The 23,522-nt window shown below is 71.7% G+C and carries 17 protein-coding genes; 13 read left to right on the top strand and 4 right to left on the bottom strand.

The window, feature by feature from the left end; translation table 11 throughout:
- Positions 1-162 precede the first annotated feature (162 nt).
- The 6 genes from IE278_RS26015 to IE278_RS26040 all read left to right on the top strand — a co-directional run bounded on the left by IE278_RS26015 (position 163) and on the right by IE278_RS26040 (position 6,058).
- Positions 163-813 (top strand): GntR family transcriptional regulator, encoded by a 651-nt coding sequence (locus IE278_RS26015; protein WP_189775681.1) that lies wholly within the window; start codon positions 163-165, stop codon positions 811-813.
- 70 nt (positions 814-883) lie between these two features.
- Complete coding sequence (locus IE278_RS26020; protein WP_189775682.1) at positions 884-1,633, top strand: PIG-L deacetylase family protein; 750 nt, start codon at positions 884-886, stop codon at positions 1,631-1,633.
- Positions 1,630-2,424, top strand: a complete 795-nt coding sequence (locus IE278_RS26025) for a 4-carboxy-4-hydroxy-2-oxoadipate aldolase/oxaloacetate decarboxylase (protein WP_189775683.1) — start codon at positions 1,630-1,632, stop codon at positions 2,422-2,424. Before IE278_RS26020 ends, IE278_RS26025 begins: the two co-directional genes overlap by 4 nt.
- A 62-nt stretch (positions 2,425-2,486) precedes the next feature.
- The gene (locus IE278_RS26030; protein WP_189775716.1) at positions 2,487-3,566 is read left to right on the top strand and encodes a 4-oxalomesaconate tautomerase; all 1,080 of its coding nucleotides are present in this window, start codon (positions 2,487-2,489) and stop codon (positions 3,564-3,566) included.
- Between the two features lie 27 nt (positions 3,567-3,593).
- On the top strand, positions 3,594-4,628 hold the full coding sequence (locus IE278_RS26035; RefSeq protein WP_189775684.1) for a catechol 2,3-dioxygenase: 1,035 nt from the start codon (positions 3,594-3,596) through the stop codon (positions 4,626-4,628).
- A gap of 95 nt (positions 4,629-4,723) precedes the next feature.
- Complete coding sequence (locus IE278_RS26040) at positions 4,724-6,058, top strand: MFS transporter (RefSeq protein ID WP_246570655.1); 1,335 nt, start codon at positions 4,724-4,726, stop codon at positions 6,056-6,058.
- 32 nt (positions 6,059-6,090) lie between these two features.
- On the opposite strand, the gene IE278_RS26045 is transcribed toward IE278_RS26040, so the two are convergent.
- The 4 genes from IE278_RS26045 to IE278_RS26060 form a co-directional block, all read right to left on the bottom strand.
- Positions 6,091-7,650 (bottom strand): FGGY-family carbohydrate kinase, encoded by a 1,560-nt coding sequence (locus tag IE278_RS26045; protein ID WP_189775685.1) that lies wholly within the window; start codon positions 7,648-7,650, stop codon positions 6,091-6,093.
- Positions 7,651-7,705: 55 nt separating this feature from the next.
- On the bottom strand, positions 7,706-8,779 hold the full coding sequence (locus IE278_RS26050) for a mechanosensitive ion channel family protein (RefSeq protein ID WP_189775686.1): 1,074 nt from the start codon (positions 8,777-8,779) through the stop codon (positions 7,706-7,708).
- A gap of 353 nt (positions 8,780-9,132) precedes the next feature.
- Positions 9,133-9,897: a crotonase/enoyl-CoA hydratase family protein gene (locus IE278_RS26055; protein ID WP_189775687.1), complete on the bottom strand. Its 765-nt coding sequence runs from the start codon at positions 9,895-9,897 to the stop codon at positions 9,133-9,135.
- 543 nt (positions 9,898-10,440) lie between these two features.
- On the bottom strand, positions 10,441-11,403 hold the full coding sequence (locus tag IE278_RS26060) for a lysylphosphatidylglycerol synthase transmembrane domain-containing protein (protein ID WP_246570657.1): 963 nt from the start codon (positions 11,401-11,403) through the stop codon (positions 10,441-10,443).
- A gap of 195 nt (positions 11,404-11,598) precedes the next feature.
- Between IE278_RS26060 and IE278_RS26065 the strand changes: the two genes are divergently transcribed.
- From IE278_RS26065 to asnB, 7 genes are all read left to right on the top strand, one after another.
- Positions 11,599-13,581, top strand: a complete 1,983-nt coding sequence (locus IE278_RS26065; protein WP_246570675.1) for an ABC transporter ATP-binding protein — start codon at positions 11,599-11,601, stop codon at positions 13,579-13,581.
- Between the two features lie 969 nt (positions 13,582-14,550).
- Positions 14,551-16,029 (top strand): sugar transferase, encoded by a 1,479-nt coding sequence (locus IE278_RS26070; RefSeq protein WP_189775690.1) that lies wholly within the window; start codon positions 14,551-14,553, stop codon positions 16,027-16,029.
- An 82-nt stretch (positions 16,030-16,111) separates the two neighbouring features.
- Positions 16,112-17,428, top strand: coding sequence for a nucleotide sugar dehydrogenase (locus IE278_RS26075; RefSeq protein ID WP_189775691.1), 1,317 nt, complete (start codon positions 16,112-16,114; stop codon positions 17,426-17,428).
- The gene (locus IE278_RS26080; protein ID WP_189775692.1) at positions 17,418-18,689 is read left to right on the top strand and encodes a glycosyltransferase family 4 protein; all 1,272 of its coding nucleotides are present in this window, start codon (positions 17,418-17,420) and stop codon (positions 18,687-18,689) included. The genes IE278_RS26075 and IE278_RS26080 overlap by 11 nt, the downstream gene beginning before the upstream one ends.
- On the top strand, positions 18,686-20,053 hold the full coding sequence (locus IE278_RS26085) for a Wzz/FepE/Etk N-terminal domain-containing protein (protein WP_189775693.1): 1,368 nt from the start codon (positions 18,686-18,688) through the stop codon (positions 20,051-20,053). Before IE278_RS26080 ends, IE278_RS26085 begins: the two co-directional genes overlap by 4 nt.
- A complete protein-coding gene (locus IE278_RS26090; RefSeq protein WP_189775694.1) occupies positions 20,050-21,579 on the top strand; it encodes a Wzz/FepE/Etk N-terminal domain-containing protein in 1,530 nt (509 codons plus the stop codon). The genes IE278_RS26085 and IE278_RS26090 overlap by 4 nt, the downstream gene beginning before the upstream one ends.
- A gap of 3 nt (positions 21,580-21,582) precedes the next feature.
- The gene (asnB, locus tag IE278_RS26095) at positions 21,583-23,511 is read left to right on the top strand and encodes an asparagine synthase (glutamine-hydrolyzing) (protein WP_189775695.1); all 1,929 of its coding nucleotides are present in this window, start codon (positions 21,583-21,585) and stop codon (positions 23,509-23,511) included.
- The last annotated feature ends 11 nt before the right edge of the window (positions 23,512-23,522 follow it).

Consider the following 23,522-nt stretch of genomic DNA (forward strand, 5'->3'; position numbering starts at 1 on the left):
AAGGTGACCCCCGCCGCCAGGCGCCCCCAGGGTGAAGGGCCCCATCTGCGGGCCCTTTTTCGTTGGCGTCGGGTAGGTGGTCGGGGGATCACGAACAAAATTGTTGACAATCTTGTTCGTCTAGATTTAGGTTCGACACGCACCCACTCAGGGAGGGCACACATGCCGAAAGAAGCCCGTCCGAGCACCGGAGAGCAAGCCAAGCAGCACGCCCTCACACAGCTGCGGCAAGCAATCCTGCAAGGCGAGATGGCACCGGCCCAACGCCTGGTGGAGAACGAACTCGCCGACCAGTTCGGTGTGACGCGAGCCAGCGTCCGGGCCGCTCTGATCGAGCTGGAGTCGGAAGGACTCGTCGAACGGATCCTCAACCGCGGATCCCGGGTGCGGGTGGTGACCGTGGAGGAAGCGGTCGCCATCACCGAGTGCCGCATGGTCCTGGAAGGACTGTGCGCGGGCAAGGCGGCCGTCGAGGCCAGCGACGAGCAGCTCGACCAGCTGGTCGCCCTGGGCGAGGCGATGTCCAAGGCCGTCGCCGACGGCGAACCGGTGACCTACTCCGACCTCAACCACGAACTGCACGCCCACATCAGGCAGTTCAGCGGCCAACAGGTGGCCGTGGGACTCCTTGAGCGGCTCAACGCGCAACTGGTGCGCCACCGTTTCCAGCTCGCGCTGCGACCGGGGCGCCCCCAGAAATCCCTGAGTGAGCACCTGGCCATGATCGACGCGATCAGGGCCCGGGACCCGCAGGCGGCCGAAGAGGCCGTCCGCTCCCACCTCGCGGGTGTGATCGACGCGCTGCGTGAATGACGCGGCACACGCGTGACGCATGACGCCGCGGGGTGGGTCAATCGGCCTGTCCAGCAAGGAGATCGCAGGTATGACCCACGGCAACGCGCCCGACACCCCACGGTCGACACTGGTCGTCACCGCCCACGCCGGGGACTTCGTTTGGCGGGCGGGAGGAGCCATCGCCCTGGCCGCCGCCCGCGGCGAGAAGGTCACCATCGCCTGCCTGACCTACGGCGAACGCGGTGAGTCCGCGAAAGCGTGGCGTGCGGGCAAGTCCCTGGAGGAGATCAAGGCGATCCGCCGCGGCGAGGCCGAGGCGGCAGCCGCCGCGCTCGGCGCCGAGGTGGTCTTCTTCGACGCCGGCGACTACCCCCTGACCGTCACACCGGAACTGACCGACCGTCTGGTGCGCGTCTACCGCGAGGCCCAGCCCGACGTCGTGCTCACCCACCCGCTCGACGACCCCTACAACGGCGACCACCCGGCCGCCGCGCGCATGGCCCTGGACGCGCGCGTCCTCGCGCAGGCCATCGGCTACCCGGCCGAGGGAGAGATCATCGGAGCCCCGCCGGTGTTCTTCTTCGAGCCGCACCAGCCCGAGATGTGCGGCTTCAAGCCGCAGGTCCTCCTCGACATATCCGAGGTCTGGGAGACCAAGCGCAAGGCGATGGAGTGCCTGGCCGCCCAGCAGCACCTGTGGGACTACTACACGGACCTCGCCGTCCGCCGCGGTGTCCAGCTCAAGCGCAACGCCGGACCCAACCTGGGCCTGGCCCACAAGACCATGGCCGAGGCGTACATGCGGCCCTACCCGCAGGTCACAGGGGAGCTGGCATGAGCGGCGTGATTATCACCGACCCGCCGAAGGCGGACGCGAAGGACGTCGAGGCGCTCGCCGCCTACGGAGTCGCCACCGTGCACGAGGCGATGGGCCGCACCGGCCTGCTCGGCACGCGTCTGCGCCCCGTCCAGCAGGACACCCGGGTCGCGGGCACCGCGGTCACCGTGCTCTCCTGGCCGGGCGACAACCTCATGATCCACGCGGCCGTCGAGCAGTGCGGCGAGGGCGACATCCTGGTCGTCACGACCACCTCACCCTCCACCGACGGCATGTTCGGCGAGCTGTTCGCCACCGCGCTCCAGCGGCGTGGAGTGCGCGGCCTGGTCATCGACGCGGGCATCCGGGACACCGTCGAGCTGCGCGAGATGGGCTTCCCCGCCTGGTCCGCGGCGGTCAGCCCGCAGGGCACCGTCAAGGCGACCGGCGGCAGCGTCAACGTGCCGGTGGTCATCGGCGGCCAGGTGATCCGGCCCGGTGACGTGATCGTCGCCGACGACGACGGCGTGGTGTGCGTGCCCCGCGAGCGGGCCCGCCGGACGGCCGAGGCCTCAGAGGCCCGCGAGGCCAAGGAGGCCGGGGCCCGCGCCGCCTTCCAGGAGGGCCAGCTCGGCCTCGACCGCTACGGCCTGCGCGAGACCCTCGAACGCCTCGGCGTCTCCTACCGGACGTACGACGAGCACGAGCGGGAGCGCGAGCAGGACCGCGAGAGGGAGTCCGGGCGGGGGGTCGAGCAGGAGTCCGGGCGGGGGTCCGGGCGGGGGCCCGAGCGGGACGGAGCGGGGTCGTGACCGGGCCCGCCGACGCCCGTACGCACGCCCCGGTGGAAGCCCGTACCGAAGAGGTGCGCTGCATGCTCATGCGCGGCGGCACCTCCAAGGGCGCCTACTTCCTCGCCGGGGACCTGCCCGCCGAACCCGCCCCGCGCGACGCCCTGTTGCTGCGGATCATGGGCAGCCCCGACCCGCGGCAGATCGACGGCCTGGGCGGCGCGCATCCCCTGACCAGCAAGGTGGCGGTGGTCTCCGTATCGGCCGACCCGGCGGCTGACGTCGACTACCTGTTCCTCCAAGTCGGCGTCGACAAGCCGGAGGTGAGTGACCGTCAGAACTGCGGCAACCTCCTCGCGGGCGTGGGCCCCTTCGCCGTGGAGCGCGGCCTGGTCGCCCCGGGCGGTGACCGCACCTCCGTACGGATCCGCATGGTGAACACCGGGGACCTCGCCGTCGCGCAGTTCCCCACCCCGGGCGGGAGCGTCGACTACTCCGGCTCGGCGGAACTCTCCGCCGAGATCTCCGGAGTACCGGGGTCCGCCGCGCCGGTGGTCATCGAGTTCCCGCCGGGGACCGGCCCGCTGCTGCCGACCGGCCGCGCGCGTGACATCGTCGCCGGCACCCCGGTGACCTGCGTGAACAACGGCATGCCGACCGTGCTGATCGAGGCGTCCTCGCTCGGTGTCACCGGGTACGAGGAGCCCGCCGAACTGGAGGCGGACCCACAACTCGCCGCACGGCTCCGGGAGATCAGGCTGGAGGCCGGAAAACTGATGGGGCTGGGCGACGTGGAGAACACCACCGTGCCCAAACTCAGCCTGCTCGCACCCCCGTCGGACGGCGGCGCGGTCATGACGCGCACCTTCATACCGGTGCGCTGCCACACCTCGATCGGGGTCCTGGGCGCGGCGAGCGTCGCGGCCGGACTGCGGATCGAGGGCGGCGTCGGAGCGGCCGTGGCCCGACTGCCGGAGCACGGGGACCGTATGCGCATCGAGCACCCCACCGGCTTCCTCGACATCGAGACGGCCCTCGCGTACGACACCCCGGGCGCCCCGGCAGGCGTGGGCGACGCCGCACTTCCGGTCGCCCGGCGCACCGCCGTCGTCCGTACCGCACGCAAGATCTTCGACGGCACGGTCTTCCCCCGCCCTGCCTGAGCCGCACACCACCCCTGAGGAGGCCTCATGGCCCCGCCGCTCGGCGACATCGCCCACCTCGGGCACGTCGAACTGCTCACCCCCGACCTGGACGCCAGCGTCCGGTTCTTCACCGAATACCTCGGCCTGACCGAGAACGGCCGCTCGGCGGACGATACTTCCGTCTACCTGCGGACCTGGGACGACTACGAGCACCACAGCCTGGTCCTGACCGCGCACACCACCTCCGGCATCCGCCGCACGGCCCTGCGCGCCTCCAGCGAGGAAGCCCTGCGGCGCCGGGTCAAGGAGGCCGAGAGCGCCGGTCGCACCGGCCGCTGGGTCGAGGACGAGCCGGGCCTCGGCCCGCTGTACGTCACCACCGACCCCGACGGCCACGAGATCGCCCTCTACTGGGAGAGCGAGTGGTACCAGGCGCCGGACGGGCTGAAGCCGGGCCTGAAGAACCAGCCGCAGGCCAAGCCCGGCCACGGCGTGGGCGTACGCCGGCTGGACCACGTCAACTTCCTCGCCGCCGACGTCGCGCCGAACGGCGGCTTCGTCCACGAGGTGCTCGGCGCCCGCCCGACCGAGCAGATCCAGCTCGACGACGGCAGGATCGCCGCCCAGTGGCTGACCTTCAGCAGCAAGTCGTACGACATCGTCTACACCGAGGACTGGACCGGCTCGACCGGGCGCCTGCACCACATCGCGTTCGCCACGGACACCCGTGAGGACATCCTGCGGGCCGCCGATCTCGCCCTGGACACCGGCGTGTTCATCGAGACCGGGCCGCACAAGCACGCCATCCAGCAGACGTTCTTCCTGTACGTCTACGAGCCCGGCGGCAACCGGATCGAGCTCTGCAACCCGCTCACCAGGCTCGTACTGGCCCCCGACTGGCCGCTGGTCACCTGGACCGAGAACGAGAGGAAGAAGGGGCAGGCGTGGGGTCTCAAGACCATCGAGTCCTTCCACACCCACGGCACTCCGCCTGTCACTGCGCCTGTCACGGCACCGGTCACACCGCCGGTTCCTGTGATTGTTGACAAAAACGTTGACAATCCTGGAGCGGATTCCTAGCGTCGAGCGCACCACGGGGTCAGCCGCACGAGTCGCGTGCGACCCACCTCCCGAATCCCCTCCAGGCACCCGACTCCTGGACGAGAGGAACAACGATGTCCCCCTCCTCTTCCTCCTTCGCCCTGTCCGCACGCGGCAGCAGAATGGCCCTCCTGGTCCTGGGGCTCTGCTGGCTGGCCGTGCTCTTCGACGGCCTCGACATGTTCATCTACGGCTCCGTACTGCCGCACATGCTGGCGGAGAAGTCCCTCGGCCTCACCCCGGACCGGGCGGGCGACCTCGGCAGCTACGCCACCTTCGGCATGCTGATCGGCGCGCTCACCGCGGGGACGATCGCCGACCGGGTGGGCCGCAAGAAACTGATGGTCGCCTGCGTGACGCTCTTCTCGCTGGCCTCCGGCCTCTGTGCCGTGTCGAACAGCGTGGCGGTCTTCGGCCTCGGCCGGACCCTCGCGGGCGTCGGCCTCGGCGGTCTGCTGCCCACCGCGATCAGCATGGTCTCCGACTACGCCCCGCGGGGCCGCGCCGCCCTCACCATCGGCCTGCTGATGACCGCCCACCACGCGGGCGGCATCCTCTCCGCCTATGTGGCCCTGTGGATCGTGGAACCCCTCGGCTGGCGCGCCGCGTTCTGGGTCTGCGTGGTGCCGCTGCTCTTCGTGCCGGTGCTCGCGAAGTTCATGCCCGAGTCGCTGAGCTTCCTCGTCGCCAAGGGTCGCACCGAGGAGGCCCGCGCGCTGGCCGGCCGCTTCGAGGTCGAACTGCCCGCCGAGGCCGGTAAGAAGGCCGCGGGCGAGCGCTGGAACGCCCTCCTCGACCTGTTCCGCGGCGGTGAGTGGACCCAGACCCTGCTGTACTGGCTGGCCTCCTTCGGCGGTCTGCTGCTGGTCTACGGAGTCGCCACCTGGCTGCCCACGCTGATGCGCGGCGAGGGCTACGAACTGGGCTCGGCCCTGACCTTCGTGGTCCTGTTCAACCTCGGCGGCATCGTGGGCATGCTGGTCGCCGGACGGGCCGCGGACCGCTTCGGCGCCCCGCGCATCTCGTCGCTCTGGTTCGCGCTGACCGCCGCCGGGGTCTTCCTGCTCAGCGTCCACATGCCGCTGGCGCTCACCTTCGCGGTCGTCTTCCTCACCGGGGTCTTCCTCAACAGCGCCCAGGTGATGATCTACGCGACGGTCTCGATCCGCTCCACCCCCGACAACCGCGCCACCGCCGTCGGCTGGACCTCGGGCATGGGCCGCTTCGGCGCCGTGTTCGGGCCGTGGCTCGGCGGCCAGCTGCTCGCCGCCGGGAACGGCGACTGGGGTTTCACCGCCTTCGCGATCGCGGGCCTGTCGTCGATGGTCTTCATCGGCATAGCGGCGCTGCGCAGCTCGAAGCAGACGTCCGGGAGCGACACGCCCAAGGGACTCGTCACCGCCCACTGAGCCGCCGGGAGCCCGGGTGCCGTGCGGGACGCTCAGCCGTGGGCGTCCGGCCGGTGGGCGTTCCGCCGGTGTGCGGCCACCTGGTGTCCGGCCAGCGCGTGGGAGATGTCCCGCGTCGCCGGATACAGCCCGAGGTACAGCGCGTACAGCTCGTCGTAGCGGGCGCGCAGGAGCGGGTCGGGAACGACCTGTTCGTGTACGGGGTTCCAGTCGTCGATGCGCGGTGCGCCGACCGCGCCGGCGGCCAGGAACGCGGCGCCGTAACTCGCGCCGAGCGACACGGCCCTGACCTCCTGCTCCAGGCCGGTCACCGAGGAGACGATCCGGGTCCACAGTCCGCCGCGGGTGCCGCCGCCCACGGCGACGACCCGGCGGACGTCCGCTCCGGCCGCGCGCATCGCCTCGACGTTGTGCCGGACACCGAAGGCCGTCGCCTCCAGAGCGGCACGGTAGAGGTCGCCGCGGGTGTGCTCCACCGTCAGCCCGGCGATCACACCCCGTGCGTACGGATCGGCCACGGGCGTCCGCTCGCCCGCGAAGTAGGGGAGCATCAGCAGCCCCCGCGCGCCGGGCCCGGAGGCCTCCGCCTCGGCGAGCAGGGTGGTGTGGTCGGGGACCGTGTGCTCGCGTGCCCCGAACAACTCCCGCAGCCAGTCCGTGATCACACCGGACGTGGCCATGCCGCCCGCGAGGCTGCGGGTGCCGGGCAGCGCGCCGACCGTGCTCCACAGCTCGGGCACCAGCAGACGGTCGGCCAGGGTGTGGATCAGGAACATGGTGCTGCCGTACATGAGCATGAGGCCACCGGTGTGTTGGGCCCCCACGCTCAGCGCCTCCGACCAGGCGTCGATCGTCCCGGCGATCACCGGGACGCCGACGGGCAGCCCCGTGGCGTCCGCGGCCTCGGCCGTCACCCGCCCGGCGATGTCTCCGGGCCACAGCAGTCGGGGCAGCTCCAGCCAGGGTGCGATGTGCCGCGTCCACGGTGCGTACCACTCCTGGGCGACGGAGTCGTACAGCGGGACGGCCTGGCTCGCCGAGTGGTGGTCGAGCACATATGCACCGGTGAGCCGGCGGACCAGGTACGAGCTGGGCATGTGGAGGCGCCGGGCCCGCGCGACCGTTTCCGGCTCGTGCTCCGCCAGCCAGGCGATCTTGGGGCCCACGGCCTGGGTGGAGAGCAGGGACCCGCAGCGCCGCAGTACGGCGTCACGGCCCAACTCGGCCTCCAGGCGGGCGATCTGCTCGGTGGCGCGGGTGTCGACGCCGTACAGGATCGCCGGACGCAGTGGGGTGTCCGCCGCGTCGGTGAGCGTGACGCACGGACCCATCCCGCTGACGCCGACCGCGGTGACGCGGTGGGGGCCGCCGCGGCTGCCACCGCCGTCGGCGCCGTCGGGTGAGGACTTCAGCAACTCGCGGGCGAGGGAGGCGAACTCGTCCCACCACACCCGCGCGTCCATCTCGACGTGCCCGGGCCGCGGCCGGTCGACCGTGTGCGGCCGTACGGCCGTCGCGAGGACCGTGCCGTCGTCGTCGACCAGCACGCCCTTGCTGCTGGACGTACCGATGTCGACCCCGAGCACCGTCACGTCCCCGCGCCCCGCCCTTTCGTCGCCGTCCGCTCGTTCTCCGCCTTACTCCGTTCTACGGGAGGGACAGCGACCCGTCGCGCTGCGGGGGAATCGCCACGCCGTTCTGCTGGAGGGCGACCGTGCGCGCGGGGGCGGGGATGCGGATGCCTTCGAGCCGGTACCGCTTGTGCAGCCGCTTGATGAACTCGTGCTTGATCCGGTACTGGTCGCTGAACTCGCCGACGCCCAGGATCACCGTGAAGCTGATCCGCGAGTCCCCGAAGGTGTGGAAGCGGATGGCGGGTTCGTGCTCGGGCATCGCGCCCTCGATCTCCGTCATGACCTCGGTCACGACCTCCGAGGTGACGCGCTCCACGTGCTCCAGGTCGCTGTCGTAGGCGACACCGACCTGCACCATCAGGGTCATCTCCTGTTCCGGCCGGCTGTAGTTGGTCATGTTCGTGCTGGACAGCTGGGCGTTCGGGATGATGACCAGGTTGTTGGAGAGGTTGCGTACGACGGTGTTGCGCCAGTTGATGTCGACGACGTACCCCTCCTCCCCGCTGGTGAGGCGGATGTAGTCGCCGGGCTGGATCGTCTTCGAGGCGAGGATGTGGATACCCGCGAAGAGGTTGGCGAGGGTGTCCTGGAGGGCCAGCGCGACCGCGAGACCGCCGACGCCGAGGGCCGTGAGCAGCGGGGCTATCGATATCCCCAGGGTCTGCAGGACGACCAGGCAGCCGATGGCCAGGACCACGACCCGGGTGATGTTGACGAAGATCGAGGCCGATCCCGCGACACCGGAACGGGACTGGGTGACGGCGCGCACCAGACCGGCCAGGACCCGGGCGACGGTGATGGTGGCGGCTAGCATGACCAGGACCGTCAGGATCTGGTTGACGGTGTGGTTGACCTTGCCGGTCAGCGGCAGTGTCGCCGCGGCGGCGGCGACCGCGCCCGTGATCGCCGCGACCGGTACCAGCGCGCGCAGCGCGTCCACGAGGACGTCGTCGCCGGTCCACCGGGTGCGGGTCGCGTGCTTGCCCAGCCAGCGCAGGAGCAGGCGGAGCAGAACGGTCGCCACGAGCCCGGCGATCAGCCAGATGCCCGCCACGATCCAGTCGTGCACGGTGAGGTCTCGGTTCACCGACTGCCTCCCGTCGTACGGGGGAGAGGGCGTACGCCCGTTATGTGTGTCGTCACCTTGTTGCCACCTGCTGCTCGATTCCGGGAAGTGCCGGCCCGTCGGTCATGACAGGGCGTCGACCGGCGGGACTGGCTCATCTTGCTACATGCGCGTGGATGCTTCGCGGCGCGGCCGCACAGGTCAGGCCATCTCTCACGGACAACGCCGCCAACTCGGCACATCTGCGGTCTTGTTGACGCCCTGTCCGGCCGGTACGGGAGCCGGGCCCGCCTTGCCGTCCGGGGCGGCGGCCGGCCGACGAGGCCTGTCCCGGGCGGGGGTCAACTTGGCCTGGATGCATCGACTCATGTGTCTCAGGAGTCACTGAACGATCCATGGCGCCCGGCTCCCGCCGAGAACCGCGCCGCCCCCTCCACGCTTTCCGCCAGCACGCCCCGCCCGTGCCGCAGTTCGACGCTCAGGCCGGCGCGTTCGGGCAGGCCCTCCTGGTCGAGGACCGAACTCCGGTCGGCGCGCAGACAGGCCTGCGGGAACCCGGCGATCGAGGCGGCCAGTGCCTCGGCCTCCGCGCGGGCCCGGCCCGGCGGGACCACCCGGTTCGCGGGCCCCATCTCGTACGCCTCGGAGGCCGGCACCGGGCGGCCGGTCAGGATCATGTCCATCGCGCGGCCGGTGCCGACGATCCGGGGGAGCCGGACCGTTCCGCCGTCGATGAGCGGTACGCCCCAGCGTCGGCAGAAGACCCCGAAGACCGCGTCCTCCTCGGCGACCCGCAGATCGCACCAGAGGGCCAGTTCGAGACCGCCCGCCACGGCGTGGCCCGCGACGGCGGCGATCACCGGCTTCGACAGCCGCATCCGGGTGGGCCCCATCGGCCCGTCGCCGTCCTCGGCGACGCGGTTGGCGCGCTGCGTGCCGAGCGCTTTCAGATCGGCCCCCGCGCAGAAGGTGCCGCCCTCGCCCCACAGCACGGCCACCCGGGCCGACTCGTCACCCTCGAACTCCCGGAAGGCATCGGCGAGTTCGACCGCGGTGGGCCCGTCGACCGCGTTACGAACCTCGGGCCGACTGAGAACGACGGTGCTGACGCCCCCCTGCCGCTCAACCCTGACCACCATCGAGCGCCCCCTCAGTAAAACGACCCCAGCAGGCTACCCCCGGTCCCCCCAACGCCCCGCCCCCACCACACCCCGGCAACCGCCACGGCCGACAAGGGGCGCGGGGAACGGCGCGGCCAACCCCCACGGCCCACACCCGCGATACCCCGGCAACCGTCACGGCCGATAAGGGGCGCGGGGAACGGCGCGGGCACCCCAAACGGCCCGCACGCGCGATACTCCGGCAACCGTCACGGCCGATAAGGGGCGCGGGGAACGGCGCGGCCAACCCCCACGGCCCACACCCGCGATACCCCGGCAACCACCACGGCCGACAAGGGGCGCGGGGAACGGCGCGGCCAACCCAAACGGCCCGCACCCGCGATACTCCGGCAACCGCCACGGCCGACAAGGGGCGCGGGGAACGGCGCGGCCAACCCAAACGGCCCGCACCCGCGATACTCCGGCAACCGCCACGGCCGACAAGGGGCGCGGGGAACGGCGCAAGCACCCCCCCCACGGCCCGCAGACCCCACCCCCCCAGCCAGCCGCAGGCGCCCCCGTTCAGATCATCTTCAGCCGCACCAGCGCACCCAGCGTGAGCGCCCCCGGCAGCAGCGGCAGCCACACCGTGATGATCCGGTACGCGAGCACCACCCCCGTCGCCGCCGCCGCAGGCCCACCCGCCGCGACCAGCGCGATGATCAGCGCGGCCTCCACCGAGCCGATCCCGCCCGGCGTCGGCACCAGCGCGACGGCGACCGTGGCCGCCAGGTAGGCGACCGCGATGTGCAGCGGGGGCACCGGCAGCCCCAGCGCCTGGCCGACCGCCGCCAGCCCCGCCGCCTGGAAGACGGGGAACGAGAACGAGCCGCCCCACAGCGCCAGCGCGCGAACGGGCCGCGTGTGCACCGACCGGGCCTCGCCCAGCGCGGTCCGCAGGAAGGAGGACACGGCGGTGCGCACCCGCCGTACGAGCAGCAGGACCGCCGCCGCGAGAAGCACCGCCCCGCCTACGGCGAGCAGCAGCGGACCCACCGCGCCGTCCGGGAGGAGCCCGCCGACCCGCAGCGCGTCGGGGAAGGCGATCAGCAGGGCCAGCAGCAGCCCGACCCGGGCGACGGACTCGGCCAGCAGATAGAGCGCGAGCGCGGACGACGAACGGGCCAGCGGAACCCCGCACACCGTCATGAACCGCAGATTGACGGCACTCGCGCCGAGCCCCGTCGGCAGCAGGTGATTGGCCGCGCCCGCCGCGAACTGTGTCGCCAGCAGCCGCCGCCTGGGCAGCCGCTGGACGAGGGCGCCCTGCCGGGTGACGGCCGCCGCCACCCATGTCAGACAGGTCGCGGCGACCGCGGCCAGCAGCCAGGGCCACTTCGCCGAGGCGAGCTGGCCGAAGCCCTCCACGAGCACGGACCGGTGCTGTACCGCGACCACGACCACGAGGGCGAGCGGGAGGAGACACAGGATCTGCCGGACCGGAAGGCGTCTGGGGAGGCTCTGGGGGAGCCGTTCGACCGTCACATCGCCAGAGGCTTTCCGCGCCGCACCAACGTGGGGTTGCGGACACGGGGACAAGGGCTGACACGCTGCGCACGGCCTCGCGTCGCCCGCCTCGGCGGGAGCCGGGATGCCGGGAAGGTAGTTCGTTTCGGTGAGTGTCATCGCGATTCCCTTGACCTCGATAAAACTTGAGGTTCTACGGTCGTTCCCATGAGTATGGAGACGACAGCCTGGACGCAGTTGTACAGCGTCATGAACGCCCAGCGGGAGCGCCGCCCCTTCGCCCGCGCCACCCTCCGCCGTATCGCGGGATTCGCCCGCCCGCACCGGCGCCGTATCGGACAGTTCGTGGTGCTGAGCGTGGCGACGGCGCTGCTCGCCGTGGCGACGCCGGTCCTCGCCGGACGTGTGGTGGACGCGATCGTGGCCGGCGGCGACGAGGCGACGGTCGTACGACTCGCCCTGCTCATCGCGGTGATCGCGCTCGCCGAGGCGGCGCTCGGCCTGGTGAGCCGCTGGTTCTCCGCGACGCTGGGCGAGGGGCTCATCGTCGATCTGCGGACAGCCGTGTTCGATCATGTGCAGCGCATGCCGGTCGCGTTCTTCACACGCACTCGTACGGGCGCGCTCGTCAGTCGACTCAACAACGACGTGATCGGCGCCCAGCGCGCCTTCAGCAACACCCTGTCCGGAGTGGTCAGCAATGTCGTGACCCTGCTGCTCACACTCGCCGTGATGCTCACCCTGTCCTGGCAGATCACCCTGCTCGCGCTCGTCCTGCTCCCGGTGTTCGTGATCCCGGCCCGCCGGGTGGGCCGGCGCATGGCGAAGCTCCAGCGCGAGGCCGCCGACCTCAACGCCGCGATGGGCACGCGGATGACCGAACGCTTCTCCGCGCCCGGCGCCACCCTGATCAAACTCTTCGGACGGCCGGGCGAGGAGTCCGCGGAGTTCGCCGAACGGGCGCGCCGCGTACGGGACATCGGGGTCCGCACGGCCATGGCGCAGACCGCGTTCATCACCGCCCTCACCCTCGTCTCCGCCCTGGCGCTCGCGCTGGTCTACGGCCTCGGCGGCTGGTTCGCCCTGCGCGGCAGCCTGGAACCGGGCGCCGTCGTCTCGCTGGCCCTGTTGCTGACCCGTCTGTACGCGCCGCTCACCTCGCTCGCCGGGGCGCGCGTCGAGGTCATGAGCGCCCTGGTCAGCTTCGAGCGCGTCTTCGAGGTGCTCGACCTCAAGCCGCTGATCGAGGAGAAGCCGGACGCCCGCGAGGTGCCGGACGGCCCGGTCTCCGTCGAGTTCACCGACGTCCGCTTCGCCTACCCGTCCGCCGACAAGGTCTCCCTCGCCTCCCTGGAGGAGGTCGCCGCGCTCGACACCCGGGGCGGCGCCGAGGTCCTGCACGGCATCTCCTTCCGCGCCGAACCCGGCCAGACCGTCGCGCTCGTCGGCTCGTCCGGCGCGGGCAAGTCCACCGTCGCCGCACTGCTGCCCCGGCTGTACGACACCGACGAGGGCTCCGTACGCATCGGCGGCGTCGATGTCCGCGACCTGAGCGCCGAGTCGATGCGGGCGACGCTGGGCATGGTCACCCAGGACGGCCACCTCTTCCACGAGTCGGTCCGCGCCAACCTCCTCCTCGCCCGGCCGGGCGCCACCGAGGACGACCTGTGGGACGTACTGCGCCGGGCCCGCCTCGAAGACCTCGTGCGCTCCCTGCCCGACGGCCTCGACACGGTGGTCGGCGAGCGTGGCTACCGGCTCTCCGGCGGCGAACGCCAGCGCATGACCATCGCCCGGCTGCTCCTCGCCCGCCAGCGCGTGGTCGTCCTCGACGAGGCCACCGCCCACCTGGACAACACCTCGGAGGCCGCGGTCCAGGCGGCCCTCGCCGAGGCCCTGGAGGGACGCACCGCCGTCGTCATCGCCCACCGGCTGTCGACGGTACGGGCGGCCGACCTGATCCTCGTGGTCGAGGCGGGCCACATCGTCGAACGCGGCACGCACGACGAGCTGTTGGCCGCGGGCGGCCGGTACGCGCAGCTGTACCGGACACAGTTCGACAAGCCGTCGCGCGAGGGCCGGGCGGCGGTGGACGGGGACCTGGGTGACGGGAACGGTATGACGGGGATCGCGGCGCCTGCGGCTGCCGGTGCCGGTGCCGGTGCCGGTGTGGGTGCGGACGGTGCGGTGGCGTAGGGCGGCGGCGCCCGAACCCTACGAGAGGCCGGCTCAGGTCACCTCCCCCGGTGACCTGAGCCGGCCGTCGAGCAGTTCGATGACCTCGGTACCGGCACAGTCATCATCCGGACACGGACAGTCAGAACCGGCCTTTCGTGTGCGCCGCAGACCTGGTTGAAGTCGAAATCGACGGCTTGATCCATGCCATCGGCGATGACCGGAACACCGTGTGCGCACAGCGCCGGACCGGCCTCCCCGCAACGAAGTTGAACAAGTGTCAGTAAGCGGCACGGGGCTCGCGGGCCCCGCGACCGGCGCCGCGAAGTGGATCGACGGGTTCGGCGACCAGCGCTTTCACGATCGACCGGATATCACCCGTCCCGCGAGCGCGTGACCGGCCATCACTCTCCCCACGGGCCCCTGTCGACAGTGGGAGTCGACGCGCATAGCTTCCACCGGCCCCGGAAGGGTTCACAGGTCACGCGGCACGTGTTCTTCGTCAAGGCACTCTCAAGACTCAAAAGATGAGCGCAAGTTACACACATCCTCTCTACATACTGGTCCTCATGGTCTAGATTGACCGTGCTTCAGCTGTTCGGACACATGGCGACAAATAATGATCAAAAGGTTTGGCGCCACAGGTAGTCAGTAGTCGCGTCCCAGAGCCCGACGCGGCAGTGATCCATTCCCGGAGCCAGGGAGGAGCCTTCGAGTGCGGGGAGCACCCGAGGTTCCGACGGGTTTCCGCGCACCTTCAGAGCCCGGCGCGACCTTCGAGTCCGCCGTAGCCGGGGTGCGTTGACCAAGTAACGCGTGCACGGCGGAATCGTCATGCGCGGGAGGCGGGGGCCTCCCGAGGAGAGGGAACAGCGCGACACGGGGGGCGGGGCCTCCCGGGGGGAGGACCGGTACGGGGGGCGGGGGCCTCCCGGGGGGAGGGGCGGTGTTAGGCGAACACGTCGAACCACTGGGGACCTGGGGGGTTCTGTGCAGCGGGGGGATCTAGTCAACCCTTTTCCGTCGGCACGCGGGCGGCTTGCGAACGAGGCGATCGGCCGGCCCGCGAGCGACTGGGAACAGCGCTACCGCCGTACCGTGATCATCACCGATACGGTGGCGACCGCTGTCGTGGTGGCGGGGATCGGGAACTTCTTCGGGGCCCGGGACGCGGCCAACTGGCATGAGAAATGGGTGATTCTCGCCTTCGGCACCGAACTGCTGGTGCTGGGAGCACTCGCGGTGAGCCGGTCGTGGGCACCGGCCGTGCTCGGCCAGGGCGCCGAGGAATTCCGCCGGCTCGGACGCTCGCTGTTCACCGCGGCCGTCGTCCTGGCGCTCGGCGGTATCGCCCTGACCTCGCGCAACATCAAACTCTGGATCTTCGTCGCGATACCCGCGATCGCGATCGTCACCATGATCGCGAGATATCTGCTGCGCCTGAGGCTGCACAAGCAGCGCAAGGAAGGCCGGTGCCTCAGACCGGTGCTGGCCGCCGGGAGCCCGGAGACCGTGCGCGACCTGATCACCCGCGCCCGCAAGTTCCCGCACCTCGGCTGGCGGGTGGACGGGGTGTGCACGACGGACGGACTCGGCCCCGACGGCGACCAGTTGGCCGGAGTGCCGGTCGTCGGACGGCTGGCCGACGTCGCCAACCACGTACGCCGCGACGGCTACCGGGTCGTCGCTGTCACCCCGGACCCGCATTGGTCTCCGGACCGGCTGCAGCGGCTGGCCTGGAACCTCGAAGGCAGCGACGCCGAGATGGTCGTGGCTCCCGTGCTGATGGAGGTGGCCGGCCCGCGGCTGCACGTCGACGCTGTGCTCGGGATCCCGCTGCTGCGGGTCAGCATGCCGGCCTTCACCGGGGGCCGCCGGGCGGTCAAGGGCATCGTCGACCGGCTGGGCGCGGCGGTCCTGCTGATGCTGTTCGCGCCGCTCATGGTGCTCGTGGGAGTGCTCGTACTGCTGGACAGCCGGGGCGGGGTGCTCTACCGGCAGCGCAGAGTCGGCAAGGACGGCCGCGAGTTCACCATCTACAAGTTCCGCACGATGGTCGCCGGGGCCGACCGGGCCCGTACCGCGCTGGCCGACCGCAACGAGGGCGCCGGCCTGCTGTTCAAGCTCCGCCGGGATCCACGGGTGACCCGGGTCGGGGCGGTGCTGCGCCGGTACTCGATCGACGAACTGCCGCAGCTCTTCAACGTACTCACCGGATCGATGTCGCTCGTCGGTCCGCGGCCCCCGCTGCCGGAGGAGTCCGCCGCGTACGGCCCGGACATCCGGCGGCGGCTGCTGGTCAAACCCGGACTCACCGGTCTGTGGCAGATCAGCGGACGCAGCGACCTGCCGTGGGAGGAGGCGGTCCGCCTCGACCTGCGATACGTGGAGGACTGGTCGCTCGCCCTGGACACGGTGATCTTGTGGAAGACGCTACGCGCGGTGCTCTACGGACACGGGGCGTACTGATGCGCGGGGGACTGCGGCTCGAAGAGCCGGTGGGCGCACGGACCGCAGGCCGGGAGGGCCTGCCTGGGGGGAGAGACGGATCATGAAGGTCAGCGTTTTCGGGCTCGGCTACGTGGGCTGCGTATCAGCCGCGTGCCTGGCCAGCATGGGCCACGAGGTCATCGGGGTGGACGTCAACCAGGTCAAGGTCGACCTGGTCAACGACGGCAAGGCCCCGGTGGTGGAGGAACGTATCGGCGAACTCATCGCCGACGTCGTACGGAGCGGGGCCCTGAGAGCCACGGACGACGTCCGCGAGGCGGTCATGGGCAGCGAGATCTCGCTGGTCTGCGTGGGCACGCCCTCGGAGGCCAACGGCAGCCTGTGCACCACCTACCTGGAGCGGGTCACCGAGGAGATCGGCGCCGCGCTCGCCGAGCGGGGCGGACGGCACACCGTCGTGTTCCGCAGCACCATGCTCCCCGGCACCTGCCTGAACCTGCTCCTGCCGATCCTGGAGAAGTACGTCGGCGGCACCGCCGGCGTGGACGTCGGGGTCGCGGTCAACCCGGAGTTCCTGCGCGAGGGCACCAGCGTGCGGGACTTCTTCGACCCGCCCAAGACCGTCATCGGCGAACTCGACCCGGCGAGCGGCGACGCGGTGGCGGCGCTGTACGACGGCCTGCCGGGCGAGGTGTTCCGGGTACCGGTCCCGACGGCCGAGGCGATCAAGTACGCCGACAACGCGTTCCACGGACTGAAGATCGGCTTCGCGAACGAACTGGGCGCGGTCTGCCAGGCCCTCGGGGTCGACTCGCACCAGGTGATCGACGTGTTCCTGGCCGACCGCAAGCTGAACATCAGCCCCGCCTACCTGCGGCCCGGCTTCGCCTTCGGCGGCTCCTGCCTGCCCAAGGACCTGCGCAGCCTGGTCCACGCGGCGCAGCGGGCCGACGTCTCGGTGCCCATCCTGTCCCACGTCCTGCCCTCCAACTCCGCCCATCTGCAACGCGCGGTGGAGATGGTCGAGCGCACCGGCAAACGCCGGGCCGGACTGTTCGGGCTGTCCTTCAAACCCGGCACCGACGACCTCCGCGAGAGCCCGCTCGTCGAACTGGCGGAACGTCTCTTCGGCAAGGGGTACGACCTGAAGATCTACGACGCCAACGTCAGCCTCTCCCGGCTGCTCGGCGCGAACCGCGAGTACATCGAAACCCGGCTGCCGCACCTCGCGCACCTTCTCGCGGACTCCGTCGAAGAGGTGCTCGACCACGCCGAGGTCTGCCTGGTCGGCACCAGGGATCCGGCCGTCCTGTCGGCACTGCCCCATGGCGAGGGCCCCGTGCTCATCGATCTCATCCACCTTCCCGACGCCGAGGCGCGCCGGACCGAACCGGGGTACATGGGCCTTGCTTGGTAACACGTCGTCCGATGACGGGAGCGGCGCCGGCCGGCGCGCGCTGATCCTGGTGGAGAACCTGTCGGTGCCCTTCGACCGGCGGGTCTGGCAGGAGTGCACGACCCTGCGCGACGCGGGCTGGGAGGTCCACGTCATCTGCCCGCGGGGGACCAAGCGGGACACCGAGCCGGAGGCGGAGATCGACGGGGTGCGGATCCACCGCTACCCGCTGCGCGCCGCCACCGGCGGACCGGCCGGCTACCTGCGGGAGTACGGAGCGGCGCTGTGGCACACGCTCCGGCTGGCCCGCAAGGTCGGCCCGGTCGACGTGGTCCACGCCTGCAACCCGCCCGACCTGCTGTTCCTGCCCGCCCTGTGGATGAAGCGGCGCGGCGCGCGGTTCGTCTTCGACCAGCACGACCTGGTGCCCGAGCTGTACCTCTCCCGGTTCGACCGCGGCGAGGACCTGCTCTACCGCGGCGTGTGCGCGCTGGAACGGATGACCTACCGGGCCGCCGACATCGTGCTCGCCACGAACGAGAGCTACCGCGATGTCGCGGTGAGCCGCGGCGGGCAGCGGCCACAGGACGTCTTCGTGGTGCGCAGCGCGCCCCAGACCGACCGGTTCCAGCCGGTACCGCCGGAGCCGGAACTCAGGCGCGGCAAGCCCCATCTGCTGTGCTACCTGGGCGTCATGGGCCCCCAGGACGGCGTCGACTACGCGCTGCGGGCCCTCGCGAAACTCCGCGACGACCTGGGCAGGACCGACTGGCACGCGGTGTTCGTCGGCTCCGGCGACGCCTTCGACGCCATGGTGGAGCTGTCCCGGCAGCTCGGCCTCTCCGAACAGGTGCAGTTCACCGGCCGCATCCCGGACGCCGACCTGGTGCGCTACCTGTCCACCGCGGACGTGTGCCTCTCACCCGACCCGCGCAACCCGCTCAACGACGTGTCGACCATGAACAAGGTCCTGGAGTACATGGCCATGGGCCGCCCCATCGTCTCGTTCGACCTCCGCGAGGCACGCGTCTCCGCCGGTGACGCCGCCGTCTACGCGCCCGCCAACGACGAGGCCGCGTTCGCGAAACTCGTCGCGCTGCTGCTGGACGATCCGGCGAAGCGCGCCGAGATGGGCAAGACCGGCCAGGAGCGGATCAGCGGACAGCTCTCCTGGCGGAACTCGCAAGCGGCCCTGCTCGCCGCCTACACCGCTGCCTGCCGCGACCACACCCCGGTGTCGGCGGGCGGCCCCACCCGCACGGGGAGGAGGCCGCTCCGTTGAGCGACGACACGATACGCCTGGTCACGATCGGGCGGATTCTCCGCCGGCGCCGACGGCTCCTCGCCCTCCTCGTCGTGGTGGGCGCACTCGTCGGTTACGGCACCTCGGTGCTGTTCCCGCCGCAGTACACGGCGTCGGCGTCGGTCCTGCTGCCGGGGCAGTGGGAGGAACGCGAACTGCTGACCCAGGCGGAGATCGCGACCAGCTCGGTCGTGATCGACCGCGTGGCCACCGCGCTCCACTGGCAGGGCGTCAGCGGCGGCGACCTGCGGGACAAGGTGAGCGCCGCCGCCGCCGACGGGAACATCATCAAGATCTCGGGCACGGCCGACACCCCGGAGCGCGCCCAGCGGCTCGCCGACCGCTCGGCCCAGCAGTTCGTCACCTTCGCCGCGCGCGTCGCGGGCGACAGCACCGACTCCGACGCGGCCACGGGTCCCGAGGCGCTGCGGGAGCAGGTGGAGGAGACCAACCGCCGGATCACCGACCTGTCCAAGGCCGCCGATCCGGGACAGACCGTGGAGAGCGTGCAGGCCCGCACCGCGCTCGCGAACCTGCGCACCGCGCTGGAAGAGGCCATGCAGAAACTGGACGACGCCGACCCGGCGACCAACAAGGCCGGCATGGTCGTCATGGGACCGGCGGCCCGGCCGACCGGCGAGGCGCCACCGACCAGGGTCCAACTCGTCGTCGGCGGGGCGCTGCTGGCGTTCCTGCTCACCGTCGTCGCCCATCTCGCCGCCGCCCGGATGAACCGCCGGCTGCGCACCGAACCCGAGATCGCCGCGGCGCTGGGATCGACGCTGCTCGGCACCGTCGACGTGCCCGAGGAAGGCCCCGAGCACCGGCCGCAGGACAGCGGCCGGGCGGCCCGCATCCGCCGGCTGCTCGGCGTCGACACCCGGTGGGACGTCCCGGACCCGCAGTCGTACGGCGACGAGGCCGGCCGGCGGATCCGCTACCGGCGGGTGTGCGTACGCCTGCGCAACCAGCTCCCGGCCCCCCGACGGCTGCTCGTCGTCGTCCCGGACGGCGACGAGACCGCCCGCCGGGCCGCCGGACAGCTCGTCGCCGAGGCCAAGAGCGATCCGGCGCTGCGGCTGGTGGAGGTCCCGGTCTCCCAGCCGATGGTCCCCGACCGCGACACGGAGTCCGGCGTCCTGGTCGTGCTCAGCGCGGGCAGCTGGACCGCGGGGGAGCTCGCCGCCGTCGCCGAGGCCTGCGCGGACGCCGGACACGACGTCGTCGGCATCGTCGTCGCGGGCACGGTCCGGGCCAGGCCCGCGCGGCCGGCCGACCGGCCCGCGGACAACGCCCCGCTGGCGCTCGCGGTTCCCGGCAACACCACGGGAGGTTCGCCGTGACGACCAGTACGACCGCGGAGCCGCCGGCCACCACTCCGCTGCTCGACCTGCACGCGCTGGTCGTGGCGGTGCGCAGACGCCGCCGCCTCTGGAGTTCCGTGGCACTGCTGGGGCTGCTGCTCGGCGCGGCCGTGGCCGTCCTGCTGCCGCCACCGCCGAGCGCGACGGCCAAGGTGCTGGTCGTCCACCAGGAGGATCAGCCGAACGACACCGGAACCCTGATCCGTACCGACGTCGCGCTGCTGGGCACCACCCGGATCGCCGACAAGGCACTGCAGGCCCTCAAGTCCCCGGAGAAACCCGAGGACTTCATGAAGGACTACCGGGGCACCGGCCTCACCAACAACCTGCTGCAGATCGATGTGACGGGCAGGAGCGACGAGGAGGCGGTGGCCCGCGCCAAGGCGCTGGCCGACGCGTTCGTCGCCGACCATGTGCGAAGGATGCGGGAAGCCGCGCAGGCCGAGGCCAAGGCCCTGCTCGACCAGCGCGACCGCATGCGGGACGAGCTCACCGAGGTCAACAACGCGATCGGCGACCGTTCACCGGAGAGCGACCCGCAGGCGTCGGCGGGCCTTGAGTCCCTCTTCGCCCGCCGGGCCCTGCTCAACTCCCGGATCGCCGACTTCGACCAGCGCGCCGCGGACGCGCGCACCGGCACCCCCAAGGTCATCGCCGGCACCCAGATCGTGGACGCCCCGCGCGCCGTCGAGCACTCCCTGCCCAGAACCGCCCTCACCAACGCCGTGATCGGGCTCGTCCTCGGCCTCGTCCTCGGACTCGGGGTGGCCGCGGTCGGCACGGTCGTCGCGGACCGGCCCGTACTGCGCAAGGAGATCGCGGCGAACCTGGGCGCCTCGGTCATCGCCGAACTGCGTGCCGTACCCCGCTGGTCGCCCGGACTGTGGCGGCCCCGGCGGACCCGGGCGGCCCGCGAACGGCTCACCGCGACCCTGGCCCGCGCCGTACGGCGCTCCGCGGAACCGGTGTCGCTGCTGGAACTGGGCTGTGCCCGCAGCACGAGCGTGATCGCCCTGAACGTGGCCAGGGCCCTGGCCACGGAGGGGCCGGTCGTCGTCATCGACGGACTGCCCGGCCGGGAACTCGCCGACAGCCGCCAGGAACCGGGAGGTCCGACCGTCGTCAGGGGCGAGGACGTCGCGGCCGTGCCGAAACAGGCACGCCGGCTCGGCGTCGGCTCGGTCGCGCCCGGCACGGCGTGGACCGACCTGCAGTACCTCGGCGGCCAGACCGTGCTCGTCGTGCGGGCCGGGCACGGCAGCGCCGCATGGCTGCACACCGTGGCGCGCCAGCTCGCGGACCAGCGCATCCCGGTGATCGGCGTGGTCCTGATCGACCCCGATCCGCGCGACCGGACCGACGGCACGCTGTGGGACGGGCTGCACACCGCGCTGCGCGGCGCCCACGACCGGCCCGCCCGGCAGCACGGGACGGGCCAGCCGCGAACCGAACGGCCCTCCATGACGGCCGCACGTGTCCCGTACAGAGACCAGGAGGCCAGGTAGATCATGTGTGGCATCGCAGGCACGTACCGCTGGCCGGACGGCAAGGCCGTGACCGACCGGCTCACCGATGTCCTCGCCCACCGCGGCCCGGACGGCGCGGGCCGCTACAGCCACTCCGCCGGTGACGGCGAGGTGCACCTCGGGCACCGACGGCTGGCCATCATCGACCTGTCGGAGACCGGCGCCCAGCCGATGGTCTCCGACGGCCTCTCCCTCACGTACAACGGCGAGCTGTACAACGCGCCCCAGCTGCGGGCCGAACTGGCCGCCGCCGGGGCGCGGTTCCGCGGCACCTCCGACACCGAGGTGCTCCTGGAGGCCTGGCGGCGGTGGGGCACGGACTGCCTGCCCCGGCTGCGCGGCATGTTCGCGTTCGCCGTCTTCGACGAGCGGACCGGTGAGCTGGTGCTCGCCCGCGACCAGCTCGGCATCAAGCCGCTGTTCCTGCTCCGGCGCGGCGGGGGCCTGATGTTCGCCTCCGAACTCAAGGCGCTCGCCGCCGTGACCGGCGGCTCGCTGGGGGTGGACCACGCGGCCCTGGTGGCCTCGCTCCTCTACTACTGGGTGCCGGACTCGCGCTGCGCGTTCAGCGAGGCGGAGAAGCTGCCCCCGGGAAGCTGGCTGCGGTGCCGCCCCGACGGCCGGACCGAGCGCGGCCGGTACTGGAACCTCAAGGACGTCGCCGCCGAGGGCCAGGAACGGGCCCGCGGCGGCGAACTGCCGGACCTGGCCGCCGTCGTCGAGGAGTCGACCCGGCAGCACCTGCTCTCCGACGTCCCGGTGGCGACCTTCCTCTCCGGCGGACTCGACTCCAGCTACCTCACCGCGCTCGCGGCCCGCGACCGGCCCGGGATCTCCGCCTACACGATCGGATTCCGCGCCGAGGACGCCAAGTTCGAGGCCATGCCCGACGACCTGCGCTACGCCCGGCAGGTCGCCGAGCGGTTCGGCGTCGACCTGCACGAGATCGAGATCGCCCCGGACGTACTCGACCTGCTGCCGCGCATGACCCACCACCTGGACGAGCCGATCGGCGACCCCGCCGCGATCAACACCTTCCTGATCTGCTCGGCCGCCCGCGAGGCCGGGGTCAAGGTCATGCTCTCGGGCATGGGCGCGGACGAACTGTTCGCCGGCTACCGCAAGCACCTGGCCAACACGCTCGCGCTGCGCTACCAGCGCGTACCGCGGCCCCTGCGGCGCGGCCTGTCCAGGGCGGTGAACCGGCTGCCGGTCGCCACGGCCCGCCGCGGCTACCGGTCGGTGCGCTTCGCCAAGCGGTTCCTCTCCTTCGCCGACCTGCCGGAGGAGACCGCGTTCCGGCGCAGCTACACCATGTACGACCAGGACGAACTGCTCGCCCTCGTCAACCCGGACCTGGCCGGAACGGTCGACGACGTGCTGACCGAGCACGCGGACGTCTACGAGGACAACGACCTCGACGACTTCGTCAACCGGATGTGCCTGGGCGACGCCCGGATGTTCCTGCCGGGCTTGAACCTCGCCTACACGGACCGCTCCAGCATGGCCGCCTCGACCGAGGTACGGGTGCCGTACGTGGACGTCGAGGTGGTCAGGGCGGCGTTCGCCGTACCCGGCGACCGCAAGATCGTCGGACGGCAGGGCAAGGCCGTCCTCAAGGAGGCGGCCACCTCGATCCTGCCCCGGGAGATCGTCTACCGGCCCAAGGGCTTGTTCAGCGCCCCGCTGCGGGCCTGGATGAGCCGGGACCTGGCACCGCTGGTGCGCGAGGTGGTCAACGACGGCGTGCTCGTCAACTCCGGGATCCTGCGCCGCGACGCGCTGGCCCGCATGGTCGCCGAGGACGCCGCGGGACAGCGGGACTTCTCCAAGCACCTGTGGCACGTACTGACCCTTGAGTACTGGTACCGCGACGCGACCTCCGGCTCCGACCGGAGCCAGGCGGCCTGACGGCACGACAG

It is taken from the genome of Streptomyces tauricus (assembly GCF_014650955.1).
GTDB lineage: Bacteria > Actinomycetota > Actinomycetes > Streptomycetales > Streptomycetaceae > Streptomyces > Streptomyces tauricus.

Coding starts and splice junctions, on each gene's coding strand:
- IE278_RS26015 (WP_189775681.1), top strand. CDS start 163: ATGCCGAAAGAAGCCCGTCCGAGCACCGGAGAGCAAGCCAAGCAGCAC.
- IE278_RS26020 (WP_189775682.1), top strand. CDS start 884: ATGACCCACGGCAACGCGCCCGACACCCCACGGTCGACACTGGTCGTC.
- IE278_RS26025 (WP_189775683.1), top strand. CDS start 1,630: ATGAGCGGCGTGATTATCACCGACCCGCCGAAGGCGGACGCGAAGGAC.
- IE278_RS26030 (WP_189775716.1), top strand. CDS start 2,487: ATGCTCATGCGCGGCGGCACCTCCAAGGGCGCCTACTTCCTCGCCGGG.
- IE278_RS26035 (WP_189775684.1), top strand. CDS start 3,594: ATGGCCCCGCCGCTCGGCGACATCGCCCACCTCGGGCACGTCGAACTG.
- IE278_RS26040 (WP_246570655.1), top strand. CDS start 4,724: ATGTCCCCCTCCTCTTCCTCCTTCGCCCTGTCCGCACGCGGCAGCAGA.
- IE278_RS26055 (WP_189775687.1), bottom strand. CDS start 9,897: ATGGTGGTCAGGGTTGAGCGGCAGGGGGGCGTCAGCACCGTCGTTCTC.
- IE278_RS26065 (WP_246570675.1), top strand. CDS start 11,599: ATGGAGACGACAGCCTGGACGCAGTTGTACAGCGTCATGAACGCCCAG.
- IE278_RS26075 (WP_189775691.1), top strand. CDS start 16,112: ATGAAGGTCAGCGTTTTCGGGCTCGGCTACGTGGGCTGCGTATCAGCC.
- asnB (WP_189775695.1), top strand. CDS start 21,583: ATGTGTGGCATCGCAGGCACGTACCGCTGGCCGGACGGCAAGGCCGTG.